This window comes from Olleya marilimosa CAM030, assembly GCF_000518485.1.
GTDB classification, from domain to species: domain Bacteria; phylum Bacteroidota; class Bacteroidia; order Flavobacteriales; family Flavobacteriaceae; genus Olleya; species Olleya marilimosa.
In genome coordinates, this window is sequence record NZ_JADR01000001.1 from 107557 (window position 1) to 127176 (window position 19620).

Annotated in this window: 17 protein-coding genes; 1 reads left to right on the forward strand and 16 read right to left on the reverse strand. The window is 38.9% G+C overall.

Going from position 1 to position 19620, the window contains the following annotated elements; genetic code table 11:
- Nucleotides 1-138: 138 nt before the first annotated feature.
- On the forward strand, nucleotides 139-564 hold the full coding sequence (locus M890_RS0100545) for an exodeoxyribonuclease X C-terminal domain-containing protein (protein WP_027126737.1): 426 nt from the start codon (nucleotides 139-141) through the stop codon (nucleotides 562-564).
- A gap of 2 nt (nucleotides 565-566) precedes the next feature.
- Here the strand turns inward: M890_RS0100545 and M890_RS0100550 are convergent, their stop codons facing one another.
- From M890_RS0100550 to M890_RS0100625, 16 genes are all read right to left on the reverse strand, one after another.
- Nucleotides 567-1229 carry a P-loop NTPase family protein gene (locus M890_RS0100550; RefSeq protein ID WP_110355858.1) on the reverse strand — a complete coding sequence of 221 codons (663 nt, stop codon included), beginning with the start codon at nucleotides 1227-1229 and terminating at the stop codon, nucleotides 567-569.
- On the reverse strand, nucleotides 1226-1819 hold the full coding sequence (locus M890_RS0100555; protein WP_231567362.1) for a hypothetical protein: 594 nt from the start codon (nucleotides 1817-1819) through the stop codon (nucleotides 1226-1228). The genes M890_RS0100550 and M890_RS0100555 overlap by 4 nt, the downstream gene beginning before the upstream one ends.
- A gap of 99 nt (nucleotides 1820-1918) precedes the next feature.
- Entirely contained in the window at nucleotides 1919-2197 is a 279-nt protein-coding gene (locus M890_RS0100560; protein WP_025743375.1) for a helix-turn-helix domain-containing protein, read from the reverse strand.
- Nucleotides 2198-2473: 276 nt separating this feature from the next.
- Nucleotides 2474-3325, reverse strand: coding sequence for an RteC domain-containing protein (locus tag M890_RS0100565; protein ID WP_027126739.1), 852 nt, complete (start codon nucleotides 3323-3325; stop codon nucleotides 2474-2476).
- A 506-nt stretch (nucleotides 3326-3831) separates the two neighbouring features.
- Nucleotides 3832-5790 carry a heavy metal translocating P-type ATPase gene (locus tag M890_RS0100570; RefSeq protein ID WP_028281646.1) on the reverse strand — a complete coding sequence of 653 codons (1959 nt, stop codon included), beginning with the start codon at nucleotides 5788-5790 and terminating at the stop codon, nucleotides 3832-3834.
- Nucleotides 5791-5853: 63 nt separating this feature from the next.
- Nucleotides 5854-6537, reverse strand: coding sequence for a lipoprotein signal peptidase (locus tag M890_RS0100575; protein ID WP_028281647.1), 684 nt, complete (start codon nucleotides 6535-6537; stop codon nucleotides 5854-5856).
- Nucleotides 6538-6583: 46 nt separating this feature from the next.
- Nucleotides 6584-7375: a cation efflux transmembrane domain-containing protein gene (locus tag M890_RS0100580; RefSeq protein WP_028281648.1), complete on the reverse strand. Its 792-nt coding sequence runs from the start codon at nucleotides 7373-7375 to the stop codon at nucleotides 6584-6586.
- Between the two features lie 77 nt (nucleotides 7376-7452).
- A complete protein-coding gene (acpP, locus tag M890_RS0100585; protein WP_051437416.1) occupies nucleotides 7453-7701 on the reverse strand; it encodes an acyl carrier protein in 249 nt (82 codons plus the stop codon).
- A gap of 253 nt (nucleotides 7702-7954) precedes the next feature.
- Nucleotides 7955-9358: a dihydrolipoyl dehydrogenase gene (lpdA, locus tag M890_RS0100590; RefSeq protein ID WP_028281650.1), complete on the reverse strand. Its 1404-nt coding sequence runs from the start codon at nucleotides 9356-9358 to the stop codon at nucleotides 7955-7957.
- A 91-nt stretch (nucleotides 9359-9449) separates the two neighbouring features.
- Entirely contained in the window at nucleotides 9450-9884 is a 435-nt protein-coding gene (locus M890_RS0100595) for a Fur family transcriptional regulator (RefSeq protein WP_028281651.1), read from the reverse strand.
- Between the two features lie 45 nt (nucleotides 9885-9929).
- On the reverse strand, nucleotides 9930-12440 hold the full coding sequence (locus tag M890_RS0100600; RefSeq protein ID WP_028281652.1) for a heavy metal translocating P-type ATPase: 2511 nt from the start codon (nucleotides 12438-12440) through the stop codon (nucleotides 9930-9932).
- A gap of 9 nt (nucleotides 12441-12449) precedes the next feature.
- Nucleotides 12450-12797: a SpoIIAA family protein gene (locus M890_RS0100605; RefSeq protein WP_028281653.1), complete on the reverse strand. Its 348-nt coding sequence runs from the start codon at nucleotides 12795-12797 to the stop codon at nucleotides 12450-12452.
- Between the two features lie 50 nt (nucleotides 12798-12847).
- Nucleotides 12848-13264, reverse strand: a complete 417-nt coding sequence (locus M890_RS0100610; protein WP_026775391.1) for a Fur family transcriptional regulator — start codon at nucleotides 13262-13264, stop codon at nucleotides 12848-12850.
- A gap of 16 nt (nucleotides 13265-13280) precedes the next feature.
- Nucleotides 13281-13619: a P-II family nitrogen regulator gene (locus tag M890_RS0100615; RefSeq protein WP_026775392.1), complete on the reverse strand. Its 339-nt coding sequence runs from the start codon at nucleotides 13617-13619 to the stop codon at nucleotides 13281-13283.
- A gap of 196 nt (nucleotides 13620-13815) precedes the next feature.
- A complete protein-coding gene (locus M890_RS0100620; protein WP_026775393.1) occupies nucleotides 13816-15072 on the reverse strand; it encodes an efflux RND transporter periplasmic adaptor subunit in 1257 nt (418 codons plus the stop codon).
- A 16-nt stretch (nucleotides 15073-15088) separates the two neighbouring features.
- Entirely contained in the window at nucleotides 15089-19504 is a 4416-nt protein-coding gene (locus M890_RS0100625) for a CusA/CzcA family heavy metal efflux RND transporter (RefSeq protein WP_028281654.1), read from the reverse strand.
- Nucleotides 19505-19620 lie beyond the last annotated feature (116 nt).

A 19620-nucleotide genomic window follows, 5' to 3' on the forward strand; every position in this document is an offset into this window, starting at 1 on the left:
TCTTTTTAAATTCTTACGGTTTCCTACAAATTGTTAAAATTTTATTAAGAATATATCTTTACTTCTGGAAGTCAAAATTTTGGTTTTTTTTCGTAAATTAAGCCTAATTAGAGTGTTATAAACTCTAGTGCAAATAAAATGAGAGCAATTGCAATTTTCTTTTTGAACGTACTTCAAAATACTTTGGGGATGACTTTTGGATGGTTGTTTAAACCAAAAACCAAACGAAATTCATTTAAGGCCTTATCTGATGTTGAAATGGTAAAATATCTTGAAAAAAGAAGGCAATACAAAGGCTATAAAAAACAATGGCTGTATTACAGGTGTAGAGAAGAAGGTTTATTAGAAACCTATTACAAATTGTTCGATACTGAAGTTGAGGGACAAGATTCTGGAACGAAATTTAGTTTCGGTAAATATAGAGGGGAATATGTTGAAGCTATTTGGGAATCTGATAAAGAGTATATCAATTGGCTTTCCCAACAAGAATGGTTGGCTCAATATTTGGATGAAAGCGATATGATACACGAACTACTTCTTTTAGAGGAAGAAAACCAAAATTAGATTTAATCCCTTTTATCACGACTGCTTTTATCAAAGGCAATTAAATTGAACAGTTGTCGCATCCTTGAACGTACCCTATTCCCATAACGTTCCTCCAGTTCTTTAGCATTGAGGTTTGTAGTTGCGTGTGTTTTAGTTTTATGACTTAAAAATAAATCATAACGTGAAAGTAAGATTTCGCCCATTACATTACAATCTTTTCCAAAATGCCTTCCGGTGGGTTCTACACCCAAATCATCAAAACAATAAAACTTTTTGTCGCCGTAATTTTCAATGATGGTGTACCCAATATTATTAAAGGCAAAGGCAATGTTTCGTGTGGGTATAACCTCATACGATTTCTGATGTGGCACAATATGGCGTAACAGTTTCATTAAACTGGTTTTTCCACAACCAACAGGACCAGAAAGCAAAATCCCTTTATCGCGGTCGATGTCTAATTTTTTGCAATTAGCTTCATCCCTGATAAAATAATTACAGAGCTTGAATATAATATCACGGTCTTCTTCAAAAATTTTGAATTTCTTGCCAAAAAGTAGTTTTCCTTTGGCATTGAGATAAATTAGCATTTTATCAAAATCATAAAGCATTTGATTGTCTTTCAGTTCTCCCAAGGTGTATTGAACGCTACCCTCGGTAATGATATGTGGTTTGTGGGGATTCATAATGGTTCATTATAATTTTTGTTGGAACTTGTCTTTAGGTTGTCCGTATTTTGGCTAACTGCAACCATTGTTTTTTCTTCTTTTAGCTCTTCGGCCTTTATCATCCAGTTTCGAGCTGTGGCGTGCCAATCGACAATTTTTGTTTTTCCACCTACTTTCCAACCGATGCCTTGGTAGTGGTTGTAAAATTTTTTGGCTTCCAATTCTGGCCAATTTTCCTTTTCAAAAAAATCAATGACTTCATTTTCATTTTTTGGCTTGTCAAGTTTAGTATCATTTGCTTTGTTTTTTCCTGTTTGTATATGTTTGTTTATAGATACCACCGCTTGTCCATTGCTTGTCCCGATATTGGTAGGGTTTGGGTACAGAGCTTGTCCATCACTTGTCCCAAAATTGAACATCTTGATTCTGCTGCCTTTAAATGGATTATGTGAGGGTTCGTATAATAGGTATTTCCAATGATGTAGTTCTTTGATGCAGCGATGGTAGGTAGTTTTTGAACCAATCTTGGAAAACCGCATCGCTTCTTCTCGATTGATATAGAATTCTGTCGGAAAGTGATAGTTGTTCCATAATTGAAACAATGCCACGTACAAACTTATGTGCGTGGGATTTAAACGGCTATCCTTTGAGAATTGTAAGAATACAGCGTTTAGGTGCTTAATGTAATTGACCTGCTCCAAAACGATTTAGAATTTGTTATGAACTTTATTATTTTCCATTACGCTAATTATTTCTTCGTAATCGTAATAGAGTACACCCCCTACTTTGGTGTAGGGCAATGTGCCATTAATTCTTAAATTCTGTAACGTGCCAGAAGAGATTCCCAAAAGCTTTTTTACTTCAGGGGATTTTAGCCACCTTTTGGTAATATGACCAGATTGGCTATTGAGTAGTTCCTTGATATCATCGAGCAGTTCCATTTTGAATTCTCGAAGGTCGTCTGTGGTAATAATACTTGTGGGCATAATAGAACGGATTAAAAGAAAGGGACTACCGTTTTGCTTTCATCTAAAATGATAGCCCCTGACCTGATTTGACTTTCGTTCTACAAAATTGGGGTAGTTTGCTGGATTTTATTCACAAGTTAGGCCTACTTGGGTGTTTTTCTTCTCTCATTTTCAATGTAATACAATAGAGGGTTTTGGTACTTCTTCAGAAAAAATACCCTATCTAAAAACCACCAAATAAAATGAGATTTTCCATAAAACAAGAAACACCCAAGTTGAAGCATCTTGGGTGTTTTATTTTACGTTATCAGTATCATCCATCCGTTTGGTCAACTGCTTTTTCAGAATATCCAAAAATTTGGTTCTGCCATTTTTACGCATCCGTATTTCCAAAAAAGCTCTGTAATAATCGCCCAAGTCCACTTTAAATGTTTTTTCAACAAAATAGGCAATATCTTTAATGTCAACAGTACCATTATTAATGACATCTGTACTGTGCAAAGCGTATATCAGTTCAATTAAATATATTTTGTGGGCTGTCCAGGTAATTTTGGTTTTACTTTGTAACAATCTTAAACTTGCATAATTTCCATTATTCTCCAATTTATCAATTTCCCGTTTTAAGTGTACAATCAAAAGGTCGTAGGCTAAAATTGAGGCCACGGTACTATCGTGGCTTGTTGCAAATTCTTCATCAACAAAAAAGTGAAATGAGTCTGGGAACAACCGAATATCTGCCTTGCCTCTTAAAAAATATTGCTCATCAAATACAGTAGCTTCCCTGCGGTAATAATGGTAAAAATCAAGATTGTCGTTAAAGTAGGTTTGAAGTTTCTCAATATAATTGTTCAAATACTTTACTTGCGATTTATTGCTTCCCCTGGGTCTTTTACTTTCAATGTTAAATAATTTTACGTAATAAATAAGTTTGCTATAAATTTTTGGTTTAGTACATTTAAAGAAATGAATTTCCTCTAATTTGGTTTCAAATTCATAATCAACTACGATACTTCTAACTGATTTAAGGGTCTGTTTTGCAAGTTTAATCCCTTTTTCAGCTTTGAGTAAAATATCTTGTTCTTCTATTTCAAGAATATCTAATTTATTGTCTAATTTTTTTAATATATCGTCGTAATTTGTCGTCATTCATTCTGGGTATCATTATTTTCACTTAATCTTCTGCAATAGCGTTGCATTTAAAATTGTAATTAATTAAATAGATATAAAGTACTTTAGGAATTGCAAGAACAGTACAAAGAAGATTAACACAATAACAACGATTAGAATACTAATCCAAATTATTTTATCTTTTTTGGTAATACTATTTTTTACAGAGGGTACTTTATTGCTTTTTTTATTTCGTCTATTCCGTCTATTTTCCGACATAGAATATCATTTTTACTATATATCAATCATTTCCACTTCAATTTTTGTAGCCACACAAACCACTTGGAATATTTTATTATCTTAATTCATTAATGCTTATGAATATTTCCTTTTAGCACAAAAAAATAAAGCAGAAATGCGGCTATTACCATAAGGATTATCATAAGAATACCTTTGACCTTATCTCTTTTTGTGATGTCGGTATTCGATGATTTCCGATTTTTTTTGTTTCTTCTATTTCTTCTTTTTTGAGACATTCTTTTATACTATTTCCAATTCATCTTCTGTAATCGAACCGCATTCAGAATGGCTAACAAGGCCACGCCTACATCGGCAAAAACTGCTTCCCACATCGTTGCCAGACCACCTGCGCCCAAAACCAAAACCACTGCTTTTACACCAAAGGCCAACCCAATATTCTGCCAAACGATGCGTCTTGTAGAACGTCCTATTTTTATGGCTCTAGCTATTTTACTTGGTTGGTCTGTTTGGATAATGACATCTGCGGTCTCAATGGCGACATCGCTACCTAAACCACCCATTGCAATACCTACATCACTTACTGCCAAAACTGGCGCATCGTTTATGCCATCGCCAATGAACGCAACTTTGTTATCGTTTTCGGACATTAGTTTTTCGACTTCCTTCAATTTATCTTCTGGAAGCAAACCGCCTTTTGCCCAATCTACACCCATTTCTTTGGCAACTTGTTGCGTAATTGAATCCTTATCGCCCGAAAGCATTATGATTTTTGAAATACCAGATTCCCGAATTTGTTTAATGGCATCGTGTGCATCATCCTTTAACTCGTCTGCAATGATTACATAGCCTGCAAATTTGCTTTCAATGGAAACCATCACAATGGATTCTACAATGTTGTCGGTTTCAGATGGAACTTCGATATTATTTGAAATCATCAATGGTTTATTCCCAACTAAAACAGTTTTGCCATTGACCATTCCCTTTAATCCTTTTCCTGCGACTTCGGTTACTTCTGTTGCCTGAAAATCTTCGCCATCGGCTTTATATTCCATAATTGCCTTGGCAATGGGATGAGTGGATTGTTCTTCCATCGCCATTAGGTATTTCATCATTTCGGCTTCGCTCAATGACCCATTGTTTACAACGACATTTTTGATTTTAAAAACCCCTTTGGTCACGGTTCCGGTTTTGTCCATTACAACCGTAGTTACCTTTGTCATTTCGTCCAAAAAGGAAGCTCCCTTAAAGAGAATTCCATTTTTTGAAGCTGCTCCCAATCCACCGAAATAACCCAACGGAATAGAGATAACCAATGCACAAGGACAGGAAATAACCAAGAAAATCAAGGCTCTATACAACCAATCGCTAAAGACATAATCGTCCACAAAAAAGTAGGGTATAAACGTCAATCCAATCGCAAGAAAGACAACGATTGGTGTATAGATTCTTGCGAACTTTCTAATGAACAATTCGGTTTTTGATTTCCGTGCGGTGGCGTTTTGCACCATATCAAGAATTCTTGCAATGGAACTATCCTTAAATTCTTTGGTCGTTTCAATTTCAATAACGCCATCCAGATTGATGCTTCCTGCAAATACTTTTTCTCCTTTTGCAATGGTGTCAGGTTTGCTTTCGCCCGTTAATGCTGCGGTATTGAACGAGCCTTTTTCGGACAATAAAATACCATCCAAAGGGATTTTTTCGCCCACACGGACTTGCACTTTTTCGCCAATAGCAACGGTTTCGGGATTTACAGAAACATAATTGTTGTTCCTATAGACCAAGGCTTCATTAGGTCTTACATCCAGTAATGCCTTGATGCTTCTCTTGGCTCTTTTAACGGCGGCACTTTGGAACAATTCGCCTACGGCATAAAAAAGCATTACCGCAACGCCTTCAGGATATTCGCCAATGGCAAAAGCTCCTAAGGTTGCAATGGACATCAAAAAAAATTCGGTAAAGAAATCCCCCTGTTTAATACTTTCCCAACCCTCTTTTATTACAGGAAATCCAACTGGGATATACGCAACCACGTACCAGAGGATGCGGATCCAGCCCGAAAATTGGAGAAATGTTTCAAAATAGTCAAAAAGGATGCCTGCTATCAGCATTACAAAACTGAATATGGAAGGTATATATTCCCTAATGCTCAGCTGTGATGAAACTTTGTTATTCATAGAATTTTCCTTTTTGCCGCTATCATCGACCTTGAGATCCCTTAAGTTTAATTTTTTCTTTTTCATATTTCTGTATTATTATTTGCCCGAATCCAATGAAATAGCCTCAAACTGATTTAAATACGTTCATTATTGATCGTTGTTTAAAACTGTTCCGTTACCTTCAATATATTTCGACTTTTTCTTATTCGATATTTTTAGGTCTTTACGCCGTTTATTTTGAAAAATCAGGAGTGAAATCACGCCCGTACTGATCCAAACATCCGCAGTATTGAATACCGGGTCAAAAAACGTAAATTTGTTACCTCCCCATTGCGGTAACCAATCCGGAAGCCTTGTATCTATAATCGGAAAGAACCACATATCCACTACATTGCCATTTAAAAATCCAGAATAACCACCGCCTGACGGGAATATTTTTGCAATGTTCTGAAGCGCTGGATCGCTTTTTTCAAAAATAATCCCGTAGAAAGCTCCATCAATCAAATTGCCCAGCGCACCTGCGTATATAAATGCTGCACAGATTATAAAAATCTTGGCATATCCCTTGCTAATCATCTTTTTGATATAAAAAGTTCCCCAAACAATGGCGGCTAATCGGAATAAGATTAAAACAACCTTGGCTAGATATCCTTCACCAAACTTTAATCCCCAGGCCATCCCGGGGTTTTCCAAGAAATGTAAGCGAAACCAATTCTGGCCAAATACATAGTATTCCTCTCCATAATAGAAATGGGTCTTCACATATATCTTTATTGCCTGGTCTATAGCCAACAACAGTAAAATCAATAAGATTGTATTTCTTTTCTTCATACTTGTCTTGGTGTAACTCTATGCTTTGCAAAAACGCACATTTAAATTACTTGGACAATTTTAAAATCTTAATCGCTCCCTGCATAACAAACGTGAAAACAATAGCGCCAATAACCAAATCTGGCCATTTACTATCTAAAAAATATACCAAGGTTCCGGCTAAAATGACACCTCCGTTCACTATAATATCGTTGGAGGTAAAAATTGCGCTCGCCTGCATATGCGCTTCCTTACTTTTGGCTTTGTTAATCAACCAAAGTGAAATAAGATTACCAAGTAAGGCAAATATGGAAACAATGATCATCCATTGGAATAAAGGTGTTTCGCTTTCAGTAAAAAACCTTCTCAATACTTCCATAAATCCAAGTGTCGCTAGGGCCATCTGAAAGTATCCGCTGAATTTCGCCACTTTCTTTTTTCTAGCAATAGCACCGCCGACCGCAAAAAGACTCAACGCATACACGATGGAGTCTGCCAACATATCCAACGAATCTGCAATAAGACCCATAGAAGAAGAAATCCAACCCGTGGTCATTTCGATGACGAAAAAGCCAAAATTGATTCCTAAGACCCACCAAAGAATCTTTTTTTGTTTGGATTGGTCTTCCATTACAGGAGGTTCGGCTTCTTCGGTTCCCTGAAGTGTTTCATTGAACTTTAATTCGGCAATTGATGAACGTATCTCTTCGATCGCTTCTAAATGGTACACTTCCAACTTTCTGTTGGGTATATCAAAATCCAAGTATTTAACTTGGGTGTAAGTCTCTAATTTCATCCGAATCATCTGCTCTTCTGATGGACAGTCCATTTTACTTATTATGAAAGTGCTTTTCTTCATTATTATGTGCTACTGGGTTATTTAATTTAAAACTTGATTACTTGCTATTTGAAATATTCAAGTTTGCTCCACTTTTGTTAAGATCTACTATTTTTAATTTTTTCTTTAATATATGTCTCGGCTTCGCCTAGGGTAGTTATTTTTTCTGCTTCATCATCTGAAATGGCTATATTAAACTCATTTTCAAACTCCAGCATCAATTCCACCATATCCAAAATATCCGCCCCGAGGTCTTCACTAAAATTTGCTTCTGGTCTCAACAAGTTTGGATGTCTTCCAAATTTATCGGTCAGGAGCTTGTTGAACCTTTTTTTAAAATTTTCCATTAGTGCTTCATTTATTTATGTGATTCTATATATCTTTCCAAGATTGACTTCAAGCTATCCAAATATTCCACAAACGAGCTGACGGAAATCTTTGGCGTTTCGCAATCAGGGATTGTAATAGGGTTTTCATCAAGATATTGGTATAGTTCGGGGTAGTCCTGTTCAATTCTCAATGTCAGTTCATTAATTTCCTTGGTCAATTGCTGAAGCTTCTTCATTCTTTTTAATTTTATTGTGCCAGTTTTTGTAAAAATTATATATGCAATGCCCTATCATCGGTAGCAGCCAGACACGCCTCCTTAAAAGTCTCTGAAAAAGTAGGATGCCCGTGTGACATTCTTGCAATGTCTTCGGCAGATGCCCTAAATTCCATAGCTACCACCGCTTCGGTATAACTGTCTGCAATGCGTGGGCCTATCATATGCACCCCCAATATCTCATCGGTCTGCTTATCTGCGATTACCTTGATAAAACCATCGGTATCCATACTAATTTTTGCTCGTGCATTAGCCTTAAATGGAAAAGAGCCTGTTTTTATACTTCTATTGTCCTTCTTTAGTTCTTCTTCTGTTAAGCCTACTCCGGCAACCTCTGGCTGGGTGTAAATAATGTTGGGTATCAGCGAATAATTGATATGTGGCTTTTGGCCGACAATTTTTTCGGCTACAAAAACACCCTCTTCACTGGCCTTATGGGCAAGCATTGCTCCCCGAATTACGTCTCCTATGGCATATACCCCTTTGACATTGGTTTCAAGGTTTTCGTCTACTGATATCTGTCCTTTTTCATTGATTTCCACTCCTATATTCTCAAGTCCTAAATTGGCGGTGTACGGGTTACGACCAATGGCCATAAGACAAAAATCGCCTTCTAAACTCATTTCTTTTTTATTGGAAAGGTTTTCCGCTTTCAATTCCACTTTGTCGTCCATTGTTCTTGCTTCCGTGACCTTGTGTTCCAAATAAAATTCGATACCCTGTTTTCTTAAGGAACGGTGCAATTGATGTCCCAAAGAGCTATCCATACTGGCTATGAGACTTTCAAAATATTCTACAATAGAAACCTTTGAACCCAAGCGGGCGAAAACGGAACCTATCTCAACACCGATAACCCCGCCGCCAACGACCATTAAATGTTTGGGGATTTCTTTTAAGGCAAGGGCTTCGGTAGAAGAGATAATCCTCTTTTTGTCGATTTTGATATTAGGTAGCGAAGCGGGTTTGGATCCGGTGGCAATAATGATTTTATCGGTTCCTATGGTTACCGTTTTATCTTTACCCTTAATTTCAATCGTATTTTTGTCCTTAATACTGCCGTGGCCTTCATATACGGTAACTTTGTTCTTTTTCATCAAATAGTCAACTCCATTGATGATTTCCTTTACGACGTCCTGAACCCTTTGGTTCATTTTTACGATATCGACATTTGCTTCTTTTACATCAATCCCAAAATTTTCAAATTGATGTTTGAGTTTGTAATAATGTTCAGAGGCTTCCAACCAGGCTTTTGATGGAATACAGCCCACATTAAGGCAGGTACCGCCCAACGTGCTGTACCTTTCAACAATGGCCACTTTCAAACCTAATTGGGCGCAACGGATGGCACTTACATACCCGCCCGGGCCAGATCCTATAATAGTTACATCAAATTTTTCCATATTTGCACATTTTTTTTAAGTTAAAGAAGGTGGAAGAAACCTGAACCAGACCATTGGGCGCAAGGGTTCAGAGTTCTGGAACTCCCACCTGTTATTTTTTTCTGCATTTTTCACATATTCCTTTCAATACCAGATTTACATCATTCACTTCATAATCGTCTGGCAGGCTTTCTTCCGATATTTTATTTGGTAAACAGATTGTTTTTCTGCATTCGGTACAATGAAAGTGCATATGTAAATCTGTACCGTATTTATCTCTGGCATTTTCATCAGAAATCGCATATTTTACCACTCCGACACCATCAGTAATCTGATGAATCAACCCTTTATCCTCAAAAATTTTGAGATTGCGATAAAAGGTCGTTCTGTTTGCTGTTTTATTGGTTTCACTCTTTTGAACAAAGGCCTTTTTCAAATCGGAAAAGGACACGGCACTTTGTTTCCTTTTTAGGAACTTGTATATCTTCGACCTCATTTTAGTAGGTCGAATCCCTTTAGCCAATAATGTTTTTTCCGTCTTTGTCATTTAATATTCTTTCAAAAAACCAGGTTCTTCTATGTCCCAATTTTTCTAATCTTTTTTATAAGCCAAAAGGCGCAGAGCATTGGCCACGACTACCAAGGTAGACCCCTCGTGAAACGCAACGGCAACCCCTATATTTGCCCAACTCAAAATGGTAGCCGGTATCAGAAGTGCCACAACCCCAAGGCTTACCCAAAGGTTTTGCTTAATAATGGTTTTTGCCTTCCTGCTCAAACCTATGGCAAAGGGCAGGGTTTCCAGTTTATCGGCCATTAGGGCAATGTCAGCTGTTTCCAATGCTACATCACTGCCCGCAGCACCCATTGCGATTCCTACGGTGCTGTTTGCCATTGCAGGGGCATCGTTCACACCGTCGCCTACCATTGCGACTTTGGATTCCTGTTCTTTTAATTTTTTAATGGCATCAACCTTTTCCTCTGGCAACAGGCTTCCCCAGGCATCGGTCAACCCAATTTCTTTAGCAACGGCATCGGCAACCTTTTGATTATCCCCGGTTAGCATTATCATCCGTTTGATGCCGATTTCCTTTAATTTTTTCAGTGTTTCCTTGGCCGCTTCCCGTGGGGTATCCATCAGGGCGATGATACCGATATATTCTTTGTTCCTTCTTATGAGCATTGTGGTATTTCCACCACCTTCAAGTTCTTTTACTTTATTCGATATTTCTTCGGGTGGTTTTGCTTCATCGAGGTCTTCGTACAAGTCAAGGTTTCCAATATAGATTTTATCCTTGCCCAAAGAAGCTTTGATACCTTTTCCAAGAACAGCTTCCAAATCGGTCGCATCGGGTATTGAAGTGCCTTCCAGACGTTCTTTTCCATCCCTTACAACGGCTTTTGCCAAAGGGTGGTCGCTCAAATTTTCAACAGCTACGGCTATTTTTATAAGTTCATTTTCTTCTATATCCCCAAGTGGAACAACTTGGGTAAGTTTAGGCTTTCCTTCGGTAAGCGTGCCTGTTTTGTCAAAAGCAAGGGCGGTCAATTCGCCCAAGTCTTCCAGAGGTCGCCCACCTTTAATAAGTACACCGCCCCGTGCTGCCCGTGCCACACCGCTCAATACGGCGCTTGGTGTTGAAATGGCCAATGCACAGGGACTTGCTGCGACCAATACCGCCATCGCCCTATAAAAGCTGGCACTAAATGGCTCGTCGATGACCAAAAAGGCAAAGAGTAGGATACCCACCAATATCAGTACGGATGGTACAAAGTATTTTTCAAACTTGTCGGTCAACAGTTGGGTTGGGGATTTCTGGGTCTGTGCCTCGTTGACCAATTTGACCAGTCGGGACAGCGTAGAGTCTTTGGCTTCTTTGATTACCTTTATTTCCAGCGTGTTATTACCGTTGATAGTTCCGGCGAACACGCGGTTTTCATCATTTATATCATCATCTGCGGAATAGTCCCTGCTCGTATCTTCCACGGGAATTTTGTCCACGGGTACACTTTCCCCGGTAATAGGTGCCTGGTTGACGCTGCTTTTTCCATTGACCACGACGCCATCTGCGGATATTTTACTATTGGGCTTGACCACTATAATATCGCCAATACTCAATTCCTCAATTCCAACTTCTTCGGTCTTGCCATCTTTTTTGAGCAATGCCGTTTTTGGTGCTAAATCTGCCAGTGCCGCAATGGACTTTCGGGCCTTTTCCATTGCATAATGTTCAAGGGCGTGACCCAAACTAAACAGGAACAGCAACAAGGCACCTTCTGCCCATTCTCCCAAAATGGCTGCCCCAATGGCTGCAACAAGCATTAAGAAGTCAATTTCAAAACCGCCTTTGGCGACGGTCTGTACTGCTTCCTTGGCCGTAAAGAAACCACCGAAAAAGTAAGCACCAATATATAAAGTAAGACTGACCCAATCTGGGATGGATTCTACATAGGAAAGTCCGAAACCTATTCCGAGAAGTGCCCCACAGATAATGGAAAAAATGAGCTCCGTATTTTTACCGAAAATACCACCGTGGGCGTGATCTTCTCCTTCATCGTGGGTCTCGCCCTCTGTGGAAGTTTGTTCTTTAGTATCTTCCTTCTTTGAACGCTCCTGTTTTTTGGATGCTTTGGTGTAATCATTTTCGTTTGAAGAACTCCGCTGAATCTGAAGCTCTTCTTTTTCAATTTGTTTACTTATTTCATCAAAATTCGTTTGCTTTTTATCAAATTCAAGTCGTACCATTCCAGAGCCTGAAACGGAAACTTCCAAAACTCCATTGATTGTCAAAAGGCTTTTCTCTATGGAACGAGCCTGCCTTGTGTGTCTGATTCCTTTAACTTCAATGAGCAAATGCCCGTATTTTTCGGTAATCTCGGCACCAGTACTTTCGGCGAGGGATTGAATGCGGTCAATGGAAATGATATCTGGGTCATAATGAAAACAGAGCTGCGGCACATCATCTCCGTTTGCATCGGCAATGTGCACTTTTTCGATGCCCTCTTTAGCTTGTAGTTTTTGAATAAGCCTTTCAACACAAGAATCTTTTTCGTTAGGAACTTGCGGAAGGATGACCGGTATTTTTAGTTGTAGTTTTTCCATTTTTTATTTTTATTTTATCCACTCTTTGGCATCGTCTTTTTCTTCGGTCTTATAAAATTTTATATGAGCTTCTGAAAAAGGAAGCAATACCTCGGTAAATTGCTCCTGCCATTTAACGCTACCCACCAAAGCAACACGCTTTAAATGCTTTTCATTCGGAAGGTCTAATTCAATTCCCTTCCAATGTGCCTCTGCTGTCCAACCTTCAAAATTTTCCATCTCGATGTACCAGAAAACTTCCGGATGGGCAGTTATATGTTCTGTTAAGACTGGTATCAAGTTTTCATAATCCTTGGCATCCAGCTTTTTCTCTGCCACCATATATACAGTAGCTTCTTTTTTATAGATTGACATCATTACTCACTATTTATAAATGATAATTAAATTTAAAAACCAAACGTTTAATCCTAATTGCCACTGCATTTTTCGCAAATGCCCTTTACCACCAAGTTGATATCCTCGGTAATATAACCATCAGGTAAGTTGATGTGAGGGATTTTATGCTCTGTTAAACAGACCGTTTCATTACAATTGTTGCAATGAAAGTGCAAATGAAGGTCGTTGCCGACCTCGCATTCACAATTTTCTTCGCAAAGGGCGTATTTTATAACTCCCGTACCATCCTCGATTTGATGCACAATACCTTTTTCTTCAAACGCTTTCATAGTCCTAAATAGGGTACTTCTTTCACTGACCTTAAAATCCTTTTCCAAGTCGCCAAGGCTGATGGCCACATTCAACTCTGCCAACCGCTTATATGTCATAAGGCGCATAGCTGTAGGTCGTATTCCTTTGCTTTCTAAAAATTGAACTATTTTTTCCATTTGTTTAAAAAGAGATTTACAGGTCGTGCCGTTTTAAGGAATCTCCTGTTTTAATCTGAAAGGCATCTTCAATATTTGCTATATAAATAATACCATCTCCAGGCCCGTCGGTTTTGGCGTTGGCTATAATTGTTTCAATGGCCGCTTGGGCTTCCTCATTTTGACAGACCAATTCCAATTTTACCACAGGACTATCTGTTACGTGAAAATCTAGCGACGGTCTTGCACCTTTTGCCTTGAATGCGCCCGTGCCTTCTGCTTGTGAAAGGGTCATACTTTCAAATCCATTGTCAGAAAGTGCTTCAATGACTCTTTGGATTCGGTTTGGTTTTATAAATGCTTTTATTTCTTTCATCTGTTGATATTTATTTGTTTTTTAATGGTCATATGTAATTCCCCAATCAACATTGTGGTTGGTATCCACATTGTTATAGCTCATTTCATATTTTTAAATTTTTAATCGATTTTGAACCGAGCCTGTTTTTTAATTTTTAACTAACTAATTAAGACGATAAACAAACTCGGAATCAAAATCTTTGATTGTTATTGAATTAATGTCCGTGTTCCAGTTCGCCCTTGACCATTTCCGAAGACAGGTTATAAGCTCCGTTTATCACGACTTTGGCATCCTTTGAAACTTCGGCAGGCAGGTTGACTTCAACAAAGCCTAAATCAGTAATACCAACCGTTACGGGTATCATTTTAAATTTCATTTTGTCCGCTTCCATTTCTTCATCTTCATCCAAAATAAAAATAAAGGATTGCTCGCCTTCTTTTATAATGGCAGCTTCCGGTACGGCAAAACCCTTTTTCTCGCCTTGCACTATTCGCCCTTCCACATACATACCCGGCAATAGGTTTTTATCCTTGTTTTCAATATCTGCCAGAACTTCCAAAGCTTTTGGGTCTGTATTGAAGGTTTTACCAACAGACCGAACGGTTGCTTTAAGCAGTTCATCTGGACGAGAGGCCGTGGAAAAATATATCTGTTGCCCTTGCTTGATTTGCTTTATGTCCTTCTCATATACTTTGAAGTTGACATAAATTTTTGAGTTGTCGCTTATCGAGAACATTTTGGATTGTTGTGCCACGTAATCGCCAAGGCTAATCATTACTTCATCCACATACCCACTTATAGGCGAGGTAATGGGAACAGCGGAATATATCTGTCCTTCCGCCACTTTGTCCGGGTTAATGCTCAACAGTCTCAATTGGGACCGCAAACCATTGACGCTGGATGTTGTAGAACGAAATTTTGACTGTGCCATTTGAAATTCCTTGCCAGAAGAAACACCTTTATCATAAAGAGTCTGCTTGCGCTCAAAATCCTGTTTCAAAAAGACCAATTCATCATTTTTTTCCTGATAATCTTGTTGCATTGCAATGATATCAGGGTGTTCTATATATGCCAACACCTGTCCTTTGCTTACGTTATCTCCGGGTATTACTTTTATGGAACTCACATTTCCACCAACAAAAGGACTTATGTTCGCCTTGTCCTGTGGGAAAAGTTCCAGCGTTCCTGTTACCTTAATGTTGTTCCCTAAATTGCGTTCCTCCAAAAGTTTCATTTCCAAACCTATGGTTTCGGCCTGTTGCTTTGTGAGTTCCACAACGCCTTCTTCCTCGCTGTGACCTTCTTCTTCTCCTTCACTGTGGCCTTCCTCGCCGTGTGCATCTTCTCCAGCTTCATTGGTTTTTGATACGCCTTCGGCTTCGTTATGCCCAAGTTCAGATTTTGGGGCATCATTACAACTCATAAACATAAGTGTAAATAATACGGTACTTACTAATAGTATATTCTTCATTTCTCTTTTTTTAAGGTTATAAATTGCCCAATTGATATTGCATATCAATGGTCTGCTGGTTAAACTGATTGATGTATTGTAAATGGTTTTGTTTAATGCGGATGGCACTATTGAGAATCGTGATGTAATTGACGTAATCTATTTCGCCTTCTTTAGATGCCAATTGTGCGGTGGTAATTTGTTCTTCTGCCAAGAGTAGTGCGCCTTCTTCGTAATATTGCAAAATCTTCTTTGTTTTTTCAAGGGATTTGGTCAATTGCGACACACGACTTTCCGTGACCGCCTTTTGTTCCAAATATTGATTCTCTGCTACCATTGCGTCTGCCTTGGCTGCCTTGACCCTCGACTTCTGGGGAAAAAACCATAACGGAATGCTAATACCTGCCTGATAGGTGTTGAAGCCTGACACTTCATCCACAACCTGTCTGCCATACGATAAGCTGAATTTCGGTAGGAATTGTGATTTCTCAACGCCCACGTTTGCTTTACTTACTTCGGCATTTTGCAAGGCATATTGCAACATTGGGTTATTCGCTACCGAAGTGGAATCTAATGTCGCCATAAAATCCAATGTTTTGTATGGTTCACTAATCGTTTCAATGGATTCATCCGTTCCCAAATATTGTTTTAAGGCACGTTTGGCTATTTCAATATCATCAAAGGCTTGTTGCCTTAATACTTGAATCTGTTGAAATTCGGAAGAGGCTGAAATAAATTCCAATTTGCCTGTTTCTCCCGTATCATACCGAAGTTGGGCAGCGGTCTTAAAATTGGCATAAATACTGTCCAGTTGGTCTGCAAAGCGCAACTGCGCCTTATAATAATTTATTTGGTCATACGCTTGCATCACATTACGCACCAATTGTTGTTCACTGGCCACATAAAACTTTTCTCCCAAGGCAATACGCTCTTTGTAAAACTTCGATTTTGAAAAACCGGAAAGCAAATCAATGTTGCCCTGTTGCACACCAACGGTTGTCTGCACTCCAGGAAGATTATTTCCATATTCTTCTTTGCCCGTGAAAACTTGAGTGCTACCAAGGTCAAAACTCGTTCCCTTTAGTGCCTTTTCCCGTTCAATAAATGCTTGGCTCTCTTTAAGTGATGGATAATTCTGTTTAGCCATAGCAATAGCCTCATCAATGGTCAAGGTCTTTGGGATTGTACCATCTTGATTGGTGTCTTGGGCAAATGAAGTACCAGAAGCCATCAAACCTCCAACCATCAATAATACGGTTACAATATTGGTTGATTTTTTAATATAACTTACATCTCCACCATTGTCCTTCTTTTCTTTTCGGGATTCCAGCCAATAATAAAGAATAGGAATAACCACCAAGGTCAGAAATGTTGCCGTAAGCATTCCTCCAATGACTACTGTCGCCAAAGGTCGCTGTACTTCTGCACCACCAGAGGTAGAAATCGCCATTGGGATAAAACCCATAATTGTTGTAATGGCTGTTAATAAAATTGGACGTAAACGTTCGTGCGTTGCTTCGTATATACGTTTTTTTAAATCTGTCATTCCACTGTCTTTTAATTCATTGAATTTGTTTATGAGTATGAGTCCGTTTAATACGGCAACTCCGAAGAGCACGATAAACCCGACTCCGGCAGAAATACTGAAAGGCATTCCACGAATCAACAAAACGAAAACACCACCAATGGTCGCCAAAGGCACTGCCATATAGATCATCAAGGCCTGTGTAACTGAATTTAAAGCAAAGTAAAGCAGAACAAATATTGTTAATAGAACGATTGGAACTACAATCATCAATCGGTCTGAAGCACGTTGAAGGTTTTCGAAAGAACCTCCGTAGGTTACAAAATAACCTGGTGGCAGTTTCACGTCCGTTTCCAATTTTTGTTGAATTTCCTCGACCATCGATTTTACATCGCGCCCACGAACATTGACCCCTACCGAAATACGACGGGAGGTATTGTCCCTTGAAATCTGCATCGGACCTGGCTTATAGCTGATATCTGCAACCTCCTTTAAAGGTACTTGTGCACCGTTTGGCAGGTCTATGAAAAGGTTTTTTAAGCTATTGATGTCTTGTCGATATTCCTCTGCCAAACGAATGACCACATCGAATCGTTTTTCCCCTTCAAAAATGACTCCTGCCTGTTCTCCAGAAAATGAAGCACTTACATAATCATTCAGCTTGTCAACGGTTACACCGTATTGTGCCATTTTTGCCCGGTTATACACCACTGTCATTTGTGGCAAACCGCTTGTAGCTTCTACATTGAGGTCAGCCGCTCCGGGAACGGTTCTGATGACCGCTGCGATTTCCTGTACCTTGTCTGCCAAAACGCCTAAATCTTCTCCGTACAGTTTGATTGCCACGTCCTCACGAACCCCTGTAAGCAATTCATTAAAACGAAGTTCTACAGGTTGGGTAAACACGAAATTTACGCCGGGAACTACTGAAATTTTTTCCTGTATTTTTTCTATCAGTTCTTCTTTACTATCTGCGGAAGTCCATTTACTCTTATCTTTTTCAAGAATAATATAACTATCGGCAATATCCATAGGCATCGGGTCTGTCGGTATTTCGGCCACACCAATCCTAGAAACTACTGTTTTTACTTCCGGAAACTCATTGATTAACTTCTGAAGTTTCTCTGAAGCCTCAATAGATTCTGTAAGACTGCTCCCCGGTTTTATCAATGCTTGAAATGCAATATCGCCTTCATCAAATTTAGGGACAAATTCTGCTCCCATATTGCTGAAAATAAATCCTGAAATCAAAAGCAAGGAAACCGCGCCTATAACCACACCTGCCCGAAAGCGAAGTGCAAAATTTAATATAGGCAGATAGATACGATTCAGAACATCCATAATTTTATCACTGAACCTATCAATCTTGTTTTCAAACTTGGCGAACCAACTATTTTGATTTTTAGCAGGTTTTAAAAATAATGATGACATCATTGGCACGTAGGTAAGACAAAGGATAATCGCTCCTAAAACGGCAAAACCAAATGTAAATGCCATTGGCCGGAACATTTTCCCTTCCACACCGGTCAAAAAAAGAATCGGTGTAAAAACTATAAGAACAATTAGTTGACCGAAGAAGGCAGAATTCATCATTTTACTTGAAGAATCATAGGCGATTTCATCCATTTCAGCTTGGTTGATGGCGGTTGTGGATTTTTTCATCCGTTGATGAATGTGGAAAACCGCTCCTTCCACGATAATCACCGCTCCATCTACAATAATTCCAAAATCGATCGCACCCAAGGACATTAAATTTGCCCAAATGCCAAATTGTTTCATCAAAATAAATGCAAATAATAGACATAAAGGGATTATCGAAGCTGCTATCAAGCCACCACGGAAGCTTCCCAAAAGTAAGACCAAAACAAATATGACGATTAGGGCTCCTTCTATTAGATTGTTTTTAACGGTACTTGTGGTTGCCTCAATAAGTTCACTTCGGCTTAAAAAAGCATCAATATAAACACCTTCCGGCAGGGATTTTTGAATTTCTACAATACGCTTTTCCACATTTTCAATCACGTCGCCTGGGCTTTCGCCTTTCAGCATTAAAATTTGTCCACCAACAGTTTCGTGTCCATCTTGGGTAAATGCACCATAACGCACTTGATTACCATAGCCTACTTTTTCCGCGACATCACGTATTAAAACCGGGCTTCCATTTTGTGTGGTTACAACCGTGTTTTCCAAATCGGCAATACTTCGTGCCAGCCCTTCGCCACGGATAAAATTGGCTTGGTGGTTTTTTTCGATATAAGCTCCACCAGTATTGGCATTGTTCACTTTAAGGGCCTCAAAAACCTGATTCATTGTAATGCCAAAACTTTTTAGTTTATCAGGATTTATGGCAACTTCGTATTGTTTTACATAGCCTCCAAAGGCATTGACCTCAACGACTCCGGGGACTAGTGCCATTTGGCGTTTAACAATCCAATCTTGGATGGTACGAAGCTCCATTGCGTCATATTTGTCTTCATAGCCTTCTTTTACTTTTAAGGTATATTGAAAAATTTCGCCCAGACCTGTTGTTATGGGTGCCATAAAAGGTGTGCCGAAACCTTCAGGGATTTCTCCAGCAACTTCGGTCAATTTTTCCTGTACCAATTGCCTTGGCAGATAGGTTCCAGCCTCATCCTTAAAGACAATGGTAACCACCGAAAGACCAAAACGGGACACCGAACGCAGTTCGATAACGTCTGGCAGATTTGCCATTGCCAATTCCACAGGGTAGGTAACAAATTGTTCTATATCTTCTGTCCCCAAGTTAGGGGCCACGGTTATTACCTGTACTTGGTTGTTTGTTATGTCGGGTACAGAACCCAAGTTTATAGTAGCCATAGACCAAATGCCCGTACCAACCAATGCCACTATAAATAAGCCAATAATAAATTTATTATTGATGGAAAATGAAATGATTTTGTTAATCATAGAAAATGTATTAATTCAGTTTAAAACTTACGATGCGAATAGGTGCAACGCATTTATATAGCAATGCCTATCTTGAGAAGCATCACGTTAGGATATAGCTATCCTTAAAAAAAACT